Raw genomic sequence first — 9,160 nt, forward strand, 5'->3', positions numbered from 1 at the left:
CCGAGGGGAGGGTACAGAACTCTCTATGTTTTTGGTGGAAGGCAGATGCCTCTGTTCCTCCTGACTGTTTTTGCCAAAAACGAGAAAGACAATCTGACGCGATCTGAACAGGCCGCCCTGGTAGACTTGAGCAAGACGCTGATTGCGAAATACGGAGAACCATCATGAGCGCTTATGACAGCATTCTGCAGGGGCTGAATGAGGCTCTCGCCTATTCGGAAGCTCCGGTCGAGGACAGCGTGACCCACCAGGTCCGTGTTCCGTCGGTTGACGTGGCGGCCATCAGAACCCGGACCGGACTCTCTCAGGCACAGTTTGCCAGAAGCATCGGGGTCGCTAAAGGGACCCTTCTGAACTGGGAACATGGTCGTCGTCAGCCAACCGGACCAGCCCAGGTTTTGCTGGCGATGTTGGATAAGCGGCCGTCGTTGGTGAGTGAGCTGCTTCCTGCGGCGCGCTGAGAAAACACAGGTCCCGATACGCTCGTTCAGATGACCGCTACGGGGGGAGAGCGGAAAGTCTGCTTTCGAATATCATTTGGCGTCAAGCGGACAATCTCCTGCCTGAAAACTATTTCCCCAGTACCCGACGGCTATAACCAGGCGGCACACCGACGATGCGTTTGTAAGCACGGCTGAAAGCCGCCTGAGAAGTATAACCAAGCTTGTCAGCAACATTTTCAATAGACATTCTGTCGTAAGTAAGCCAAGTCCGGGCTATGCGCATTCGCAACTCCCCGGCGTAACGCAAAGGCGCAACGCCGATCATCTCCTGAAATCGCCGTGCAAAAACAGAGCGCGAGAGACCGCTTTCCGCTGCCAGTTCCGCTACGGTCCAGTCGCGTCCGGGGTGACGATGCAGGGCAAGAATGGCGCGCGACAGTTTTGGCTCTCGCAGAGCCGTCACAAAGGCGGAACTGTTGCCGCAGCCGCATTCCACCCAGCCCCGGACGATGACGGCCATCACGACATCTGCCAGACGCGCGAGAATGCCCGCATCTCCCATGCGTCCGGTACGCGCCTCTTGTTCCATGGCCGTTAAAATTGGCATGAGTTCGAGATAACGCTGGCTCGTGGCGTCAATCATCATGAGTTCGGGCATCAGGGGAACAAGTCCCTGAAGGCCACCAAGATCGAACTCCATGCAGCCACTGAAGAAAATCATCTGGGGTGTGTCGCTGGAGCAGGCCACGGCACAGACGGTGTCGCTAAGGGCCATGACATCGCAATAGTCGATATCCTGAACCGAAACTTGCGGATCAGAAAAAATCTGATGGGCACTTCCCTGCGGAAGGAACACTGCATTGCCCGCTGAGAGCGTCTGAAGCGCACCATTTTCGGTCAGAAGTGCTGCCGTACCGGTCGCCAGAAAATGGAAGTAGGCGCAGCCGGGTTTTTCCTCGAAAGCAAACCCAAAAGAGGCCCCGGCATGGATGCGGCGATATTGAATCCCACGAAGACGCATCCCGAGAAGCAGTTCGTTCATGAGATCAGAGGATGGGGCGATCGGATCCAATAATAAAATATCCCGGCGTTTCGATCAAAAATTACGGATTTTCAGACATAGATCGTCCGGATTATGCCGTCTAGTCTTGGGTTGTAACGGCAATTCCAAGGACGTTTTTCATGAGCGACGCATTATCGGAGCGTTCTGGCCCTAACATCGGCAGCACAATAGATGACAGGGAACCCACGCCTCCAGCATGGATGGCGGTCTTTTCGTTGGCCTTGGGTGTTTTCGGGCTTTTGACTGCGGAATATCTGCCCGCAAGCCTTCTGACACCCATGGCAGCGGGACTGGGTGCTTCAGAGGCTCTGGCAGGACAAGCCGTCACGGTAACGGCTGTGATCGCCATGTTTTCCGGACTGCTGACGGCAAGCCTGACGCGGCGGGTCGATCGTCGAATTGTGCTGCTTGCGTTCAGTGTGCTGATGATCGCGTCTAACCTGTTGGCTGCACTATCCTCCAGCCTCATTGTACTTCTCGCAATGCGGGTTTTGCTGGGCATTGCATTGGGAGGGTTTTGGAGCATGGCAGCCGCTGTGGCGATGCGCCTTGTTCCAGCGGCACTCCTGCCACGAGCTCTTTCGATCATTTTCAGTGGGATATCGGTAGCGACTGTCGTGGCCGTGCCGCTCGGCAGTTATCTGGGAGGGTTATATGGGTGGCGCACGGCCTTTTTTGCGGCGGCGGCACTCGGCGGTCTGACACTGGCCTTCCAGTTTTTCACCCTTCCGTCGCTGGAACCGACCAGCCCGGCCCGGTTGGGTACCATCCTGAATGTCTTACGCAGACCCGGTATTGGCGTGGGAATGCTATGCTGCACCCTTGTCCACACAGGTCAATACGCTCTGTTCACCTATATCCGTCCAGTGCTGGAAAGCGTGATGGTGATCAATATCAGTGGTCTGGCGCTGGTGTTGCTGGCCTTTGGTGTGGCCAACTTCGTTGGAACCTTGGTTGCAGGATGGGTGCTGGAACGCAGCTTGCGCGCTACGCTCGTCGTCATGCCGGTTCTGATTGGGGCAGCAAGTCTGGGCCTGATCCTGTTGGCTACGGGAATAACGGGTCAGGTGCTGTTGGTGGTCCTGTGGGGGATGGCCTTTGGTGGCGTTCCGGTGGCGTGGTCGAACTGGGTTGCGCATGCGGTTCCCGATCAGGCTGAAAGCGCCGGCGGGATGGTGGTTGTCTCCGTGCAGTCCGCCATTGCGGCGGGGGCTGCCGTGGGTGGCCTAATGTTCAGTGTTGGCGGTGTTGTCGGTGTGTTTGGTGTCGCGAGCACGATCCTTCTATTTTCGGCTTTGTTGATCGCACTTCGAGTCAGGACAAATCCACATTCTGCGATCTGAAAAGAATGCAACAATAGATATCCAAATATCTGTCCGCTTTACGGGTGCTACGTCAGCGTTCGCAACGTCCGACATGAAGGCGTCTGCCGCCTGTCCGCTTCATGTTCCTTGAGCGGACAGGCAAGTCAGGGGGGTAAACGGAATGTCCGCTTTGTGTCGGGCGCTCGATAAAGTCGGACATTCACATGGATGACCCTCGCGAAAGCTTTCGCTATATTCGGGTCATGCACATCGCCCATGAACATTTCTGAAAGCGCACCCTCTCTCCATCAATTTTGATATTACGGATATCGCGTGATCATACAGCAGTTTCCCATTCGTAGACAGAAGCGAGCAAATTGCTTCCGGGCGAAGAAATATCTTGCGATCGAGTGCCAAGAAATATGGGGAGGGTCACATTTTTCCCGCACAGGCTGGTCGACCTATATTGACCGCGCTGACGCAACGCCGGGATGGATCGGTGAAAACTTTCGCCAGTCCATTCAGTCGAGCGAATACTTCAAGACTCCCGGCGTGCCGTTTCCTCGCGAAGCAATCGCCAAAGTGAATGCCGAATGCGATCCCTTGATGCTGGCTTTCTGGGGGAAGCTTGCCGAGGAGTTCAGATTCGCGGACTGGAGAGCAACGCACGCGAAAACTGCCATGGTGTTCGCCAGTTGGGATTACGAATTGACGGATCATATCGAGTTAAGGGCGAGCAAGGGTCGAGGAGGCGGTCACTCGGCTTGGCTGCAAGGAGAGGATGATGGAACAGTCTTCCATGTCTCCATCAGTGCCTCAAACGAAGAGTTGGGGAACGTCATCATCCAGGCCCTCAATGCGTGTAAGCCGAGCTATCTTTAACATGTGATAACGTCCGCTTCTTGGAAAAGTAGTGTTGTATGTCTGTGTTTGGAATCGTAGGCGGGAACGGACAGATCCGTGTCGGTGACAACCTTACGGAAGTTGATGCTCCCGCAGCCAGTTGGCAAAGCCTGTCTCGTCGATCTTTCCTTCGACGAGGGCAACCATGCACTTCACCACGTCCGGTGCGGTAACGGCAACGTTCTGGCCATTCGCTTTGAGGAACAGTACGCAGCAAGCCCAGCCGGTGCGCTTGTTAGCGTCATTGAACGGGTGGTTGCTCGCGATACCGAAGGCGTAGGCAGCAGCGACGTCGAACAGATCGACAGAAGCGAGATCAGAGTAATGATAGCGGTTCAGCGGTCGGTCAAGCGCACTGTGTAGCAGGTCCGTACTCTTGACCCCTTGTGCGCCACCGTATTCGCGCAAGGCAGAATCGTGTAGGAACAACACGGCGTCAAGTTCGAGAAACTCCGGCTCGTTCACCGTTTCGCTAATTCCTGAAGTGCGTCAGCCTGTTCGCGCAGAACTTCGCGGGCCAGAGCCATCTGGCGTTCGAGCTTGAGATTGCGCTTCACCAGTTTAATGCCATCGGCCAGCTCAACGAGTGTGAGTTCCTGCCCGATCTCCAACCCCAGCCGGATACGGGTGTCCGCCGGCAGCGTGACCCCAACCGAATTGCCCTGCTTGCGCAGAGTGACCGTTTCCATGATATCCTCCGTCTTACGGAACGTAATATAAGGAGATTTGCGCCACAACGCCAGTCTCCTTTTCTCTGGCTCCGAGGTCTGCGGTTTGATTGTGACAATGTCCGGTATCGGGAAGGAAGAATGGACGTCTTGACGACCGACATGTAGGCGGAAGCTGCCGTCAATCGTGCGATCTTCGTACGCTTACAAACTTTATGGATAAACAATTTTCCACGTTTTTGGTCATGCGATTCAAAGTTGTTTTTTTACGAATAACAGCGAAAGCATGACCGCCAATCGTAGCGGCTCCAACTACAACCATTATCCGCCTGCCAGTCGCGCCTCACCGCAGAAAACGAACTGCCTGTCCTGTCGTGCAATTGCAATCAGTGTCTGATTCATTTTCTGGGCCAATCGAAATGCGCGATCCGTCGGAGCTGAAACGGCGACCACCGTCGCCATACCCGCGCGCACAGTTTTAAGTGCCATTTCGTATGAATAGCGACTGGTCAGAAGACAAAATCCATTTTCAAAAAGACGATCATCGCACATCCATGCACCAATCAGCTTATCAAGCGCATTATGACGGCCGATATCCTCACGGATTAAAAGGATTTTCCCATTCTGGTCGGCCCAGGCTGCTCCATGAACCATGCGTGTCGCTGCATTCAGGGTTTGCCACTTTTCAAGATCATGCAGGGCCCGCAGGATCGCAGTCGGCGCAATCTTGGCATTGATGGGAAAAGGCACCTCTTCATGGGCATCAACGGACAACACAGTATCAGTCCCGCAAAGGCCACAACTTGAATGGCCGGTCTGGGCACGGGGCCTGCGTCGTAGCAGGATTGAAAGACGGTCCCCTGAAATTGTAACGTCCAAGGTCAGACCATCTTCCCCATCCAGAACAGAGACTGAGCGGATCTGCTTTTTATTCGTAATGATTTGTTCAGTTAGGCAGTAGCCATAAGCAAAGTCCGTCAGGTGATCCGGGGTCATCATCATCACCCCGTGCGGAACAATGCCATTAAAGACGAGCCTGACCGGAACTTCATCGGCAATATTCAGAACGATCTCTTCTTCTGGGCGACTAAGGAGGGTTGCCGTTCGACTCTGAAATAATGGCGTCATACGCCTTTCTCACTGATACTGCCTGTCAGGAGTGCAACGCCCGCTCCCGGCAAGAAAAAGCTTGTATATGCTCTCATAGCTCTTTCTTGCCGATACGGCTCCCACTTAGCCCGCAATCCGGATTGGGGCTGCAGACGTCACGCTTGGCACAACTTTAACTGGAATAGCCTTGGCCGCTGGCGTACCGCTGATTTCATCGAAAAAATCCAGCGGTAGAAGAGGATTTAACTCTGGGTAATAACCCGCAATAGATCCACGAGACATTGGATAATCCAGAATGGTCAGCCCATCGACATAGCGCCGATATCCATCGTCACTGTAGGTTTCCAGCCCCACGACAGCCCCGTTTTCCAATCCCCGCGCTTCACGATCTTCCTTGTTCATGAAGATAACCATACGCGTGTTATAGACCCCCCGATACCGGTCGTTGTTGCTGTAGATTGTCGTGTTGTACTGATCGTGCGAACGGATTGTGGCCAGCCGAAGCATTGCCGGATCATCAATCACGTCGTCCACCATTAGCCCCGGTAAAACAAGAAAATTCGCTTTTTCATTCGGGGTCATCCAGACACGACGACGAGGCGGAATATCGAGATGAAACCCGTGAGGGTCTTTCATTTTTTCCGAGAACCCCGTGTAAATCGTCGGATAAACCTCAGCAATCTTGTCCCTGATTAAAGTATAGTCTTCGATATAGTCTGCCCACGGAATTTTTGACTCTGGGAGAGTGGCCATAGCCACCCGACAGACGATTTCCGTCTCAGGCCGCACATCGGAGCTAACCGGTTCGAAAACGCCACGCGAAGGCGTAACGTTCGACATTGCATCCTCAATGGTCACGAACTGTTCACCCGCTGATGTACGGATAATCTCAGAACGGGCCACAACAGGCAGAATGAGAGCTTCCTTGCCATGGATCAGATGCCCGCGATTGAGCTTTGTTGCGATCCCCACCGTAAGATCGAGCTTTGCCATGGCAGCATAAGACCGTTCGGTATCAGGAATTGCGCGGACAAAATTCCCGCCCATGCCGAAGAAAACCTTGGCGGTTCCGGCATCCATGGCTTCAACAGCCTCAATCACATGATGGCCGTGCTCGCGTGGCGGCTCGAAACCGAAAACATCCCGCACACGATCAAGATAGGCCTGTGTTGGCTTTTCATCGATGCCGACCGTGCGATCACCCTGGACATTGGAATGTCCCCGGATCGGCGCAATGCCCGCGCCTTTCTTGCCGAAATTTCCCTTGAGCAACAGAAGGTTCGCAATTTGCTGGACCAGTTGGGACCCTTCCTGATGCTGCGTTATTCCCATTCCGTAACACATGATTGTCGCGTTGGATTTGGCATAAATCCCGGAAATCCGACGGATCTGCTCTTCCGATATGCCAGAAATACGAGTGATATCTGCCCAGGAAACTGACATGACATCAGCACGCAGAGCCTCCAGCCCCACTGTATGCTCAGCAATAAAAGCATGATCCAACACTGACTCGCCGCGATCTTCAGCTTCGAACAGCGCGCGCATCATCCCCTTGAAGATTGCCAGATCTCCACCAATCCGTACATGAACGAATTCACTGGAAATGGCTGTCGAACCAAATGTGCCCATCTGCAGGATATCCTGCGGTTCCGTAAAACGGATCATCGCCCGTTCAGGCATCGGATTGATCAGAACGATTGGGATGCCGCGTTTGCGAGCCTCCACAAGGTTCGTCATCATACGGGGGGAATTGGTTCCGGTATTCTGCCCAATAACAAAGATGGCCTCGGCATGATCAAAGTCAGCCATGACGATCGTGCCTTTTCCAATTCCGATCGACGAAGGCAGCCCGCGGGATGTCGGCTCATGACACATATTCGAGCAATCGGGGAAATTGTTGGTCCCGAATTCACGGACAAAGATGGAATAAAGAAAAGCAGTTTCGTTAGCCGTTCTACCGGACGTATAGAATTCTGCCTGATGGGGGCTTTCCAACGCCCGAAGGTACTTTCCAATCAGGGCATAGGCATCATCCCAGGCAATCGGCACATATTTGTCGCTAGCAGGATCATAGCGCATAGGCTCGGTCAGGCGCCCCTGCATTTCCAGCCAGTAATCGCTACACTCCATGAGTTCAGTAACGGTATGCTGGGCAAAAAACTCTCGTGTCACGCGGGCTTTGGTAGCCTCATGCGCGAGGGCCTTTGCGCCATTCTCACAAAATTCAAGTTTCTTGCGATGATCCGGGTCGGGAAACGCACAACTGGGGCATTTGAAACCACCCGGCTGATTCATGGCAAGCAGACCGCGTGATCCTTTGACCAGAACGCTCTGCTCCATCAGCACCTTCGCGGTTGCACCGGCCGCTCCCCAGCCGCCTGCAGGGTGATGATAAGGCTTAAACTCGGACTCTTTGTCTTTGCTCATGATATCAACACTCCCCTTGAAGGACGCCAAACTCCTTCAACGCAGGCACAAAATTTTCGTTCTCATGTTTCGATCTTGCGAGCTTGATCAATGCGAAACGCTGAAGCGGAGTTAACGCAGCCCATTGTTCCGGTGTAGGTAATGGAACGCCGTCTGCCTCAGCCTGAGACAAAACTGCCTCCGGCATCTGGTTCTTCTCTCGCCAGTCTTCAAATGTTTGCGGCGGGAGGAAACTGATGGGCTCATCTGCTCGGACGTCAATCAGATCTTCGACAAGAGTGCGATAAGTGGTCTGTTCCTGAGGCGTCTCACACGGCGCCTCTACCAGACGGCTCCTTTCCTCGTGCAACAGACGGCTCCACTGACGGAGCGTCATTTTGATTCCCACAAGGTCGAGCTTCTGCCGTGCAATCATTGGAATACATCGCAAAGAGCCTGCAAAATCCCGTTCGAATTCAAAAATTATAGGATTTTCAGACATTGCATTTACCTTTGCCACCATCATGAAAGCTGTATTCACAGCTTAACATCAGAAGATGATGCAAGAAGACTGCAAGAGAGACGCTGGCAGTGTCAGCCGTTCAAATCTTGGATACTTTCTTTCCATGATACCGAGCAGACAACCGGGAAAAAGTGTAGATCGCGGCCTGCCAGCCATAAACACATAACGAATGTCGGCTTGCGAGAAGCTGTCACAACCGCCTGAATGTCCAAGATGAGGCGTAATCAGCCTGTCTGCTTGTCAAGTGCTAAGCGGACTTACCGGTTTCGCCCTCATGTCAGACATTTAAACGGTTGTGGCAATTCTCCAAAAGCTGACGTTGCCAAGCTAACGTCAATAAACGGAGTTCGAAATGATGTTTTTGCCATTCCCGCTGCTCTCGGCAGAACCAGAAACTCAAATACCGACCGGGAATGCTCGCGCTAGGCGTCATTGACATCTGAGCAAAAGCCTTTTCGGGCCCACGGCAACCTGATACTGACTGTTACGATTGAAGGTCGGTGCGAAGTTACGATGGCAGCAAACCAGTTTGAACGTAATGGTAAGGGTCGGAAGGTCCTCAAAGAACTGTTCGCCAACCCTGAAAAAGCCAGCATGATCCACTATTCGTGCGAGGGTTTTTACAACCTCCCGGATGGACGCTCTCCGCGTATTACGTCAATCGCCATTCGCAAACTTGATAATGCACAGACAGAGTCGTTCTCGATCCATCAGGTCGCCGAAATTCGTGGCACGGGGCT

The 9,160-nt window shown here is 53.5% G+C and carries 9 protein-coding genes and 1 pseudogene; 4 read left to right on the forward strand and 6 right to left on the reverse strand.

The window, feature by feature from the left end; genetic code table 11:
- Positions 1–164 precede the first annotated feature (164 nt).
- The gene (locus tag GAL01_RS14890; RefSeq protein ID WP_062027228.1) at positions 165–461 is read left to right on the forward strand and encodes a helix-turn-helix domain-containing protein; all 297 of its coding nucleotides are present in this window, start codon (positions 165–167) and stop codon (positions 459–461) included.
- A gap of 109 nt (positions 462–570) precedes the next feature.
- Here GAL01_RS14890 and GAL01_RS14895 read toward each other — a convergent pair whose 3' ends face one another.
- Positions 571–1,485: an AraC family transcriptional regulator gene (locus tag GAL01_RS14895; protein WP_231865202.1), complete on the reverse strand. Its 915-nt coding sequence runs from the start codon at positions 1,483–1,485 to the stop codon at positions 571–573.
- A gap of 140 nt (positions 1,486–1,625) precedes the next feature.
- Between GAL01_RS14895 and GAL01_RS14900 the strand changes: the two genes are divergently transcribed.
- A complete protein-coding gene (locus GAL01_RS14900; RefSeq protein ID WP_062027224.1) occupies positions 1,626–2,849 on the forward strand; it encodes an MFS transporter in 1,224 nt (407 codons plus the stop codon).
- A 294-nt stretch (positions 2,850–3,143) separates the two neighbouring features.
- Positions 3,144–3,692 carry a hypothetical protein gene (locus tag GAL01_RS14905; protein ID WP_062027222.1) on the forward strand — a complete coding sequence of 183 codons (549 nt, stop codon included), beginning with the start codon at positions 3,144–3,146 and terminating at the stop codon, positions 3,690–3,692.
- 93 nt (positions 3,693–3,785) lie between these two features.
- On the opposite strand, the gene GAL01_RS14910 is transcribed toward GAL01_RS14905, so the two are convergent.
- The 5 genes from GAL01_RS14910 to GAL01_RS14930 all read right to left on the reverse strand — a co-directional run bounded on the left by GAL01_RS14910 (position 3,786) and on the right by GAL01_RS14930 (position 8,423).
- A complete protein-coding gene (locus GAL01_RS14910; protein ID WP_062027220.1) occupies positions 3,786–4,178 on the reverse strand; it encodes a type II toxin-antitoxin system death-on-curing family toxin in 393 nt (130 codons plus the stop codon).
- Positions 4,175–4,402 carry an AbrB/MazE/SpoVT family DNA-binding domain-containing protein gene (locus GAL01_RS14915; protein ID WP_062027231.1) on the reverse strand — a complete coding sequence of 76 codons (228 nt, stop codon included), beginning with the start codon at positions 4,400–4,402 and terminating at the stop codon, positions 4,175–4,177. The genes GAL01_RS14910 and GAL01_RS14915 overlap by 4 nt, the downstream gene beginning before the upstream one ends.
- Before the next feature lie 300 nt (positions 4,403–4,702).
- Positions 4,703–5,509: a formate dehydrogenase accessory sulfurtransferase FdhD gene (gene fdhD / locus GAL01_RS14920; RefSeq protein WP_062027218.1), complete on the reverse strand. Its 807-nt coding sequence runs from the start codon at positions 5,507–5,509 to the stop codon at positions 4,703–4,705.
- Between the two features lie 105 nt (positions 5,510–5,614).
- Complete coding sequence (locus tag GAL01_RS14925) at positions 5,615–7,918, reverse strand: FdhF/YdeP family oxidoreductase (RefSeq protein WP_062027215.1); 2,304 nt, start codon at positions 7,916–7,918, stop codon at positions 5,615–5,617.
- A gap of 4 nt (positions 7,919–7,922) precedes the next feature.
- A complete protein-coding gene (locus GAL01_RS14930; protein WP_062027213.1) occupies positions 7,923–8,423 on the reverse strand; it encodes a nitrate reductase associated protein in 501 nt (166 codons plus the stop codon).
- A 510-nt stretch (positions 8,424–8,933) separates the two neighbouring features.
- Between GAL01_RS14930 and GAL01_RS15880 the strand changes: the two are divergent.
- Positions 8,934–9,160 (forward strand): annotated as a pseudogene (locus GAL01_RS15880) (hypothetical protein); the annotation flags it as partial.

This window comes from Gluconobacter albidus, from assembly GCF_002723915.1.
GTDB classification, from domain to species: domain Bacteria; phylum Pseudomonadota; class Alphaproteobacteria; order Acetobacterales; family Acetobacteraceae; genus Gluconobacter; species Gluconobacter albidus.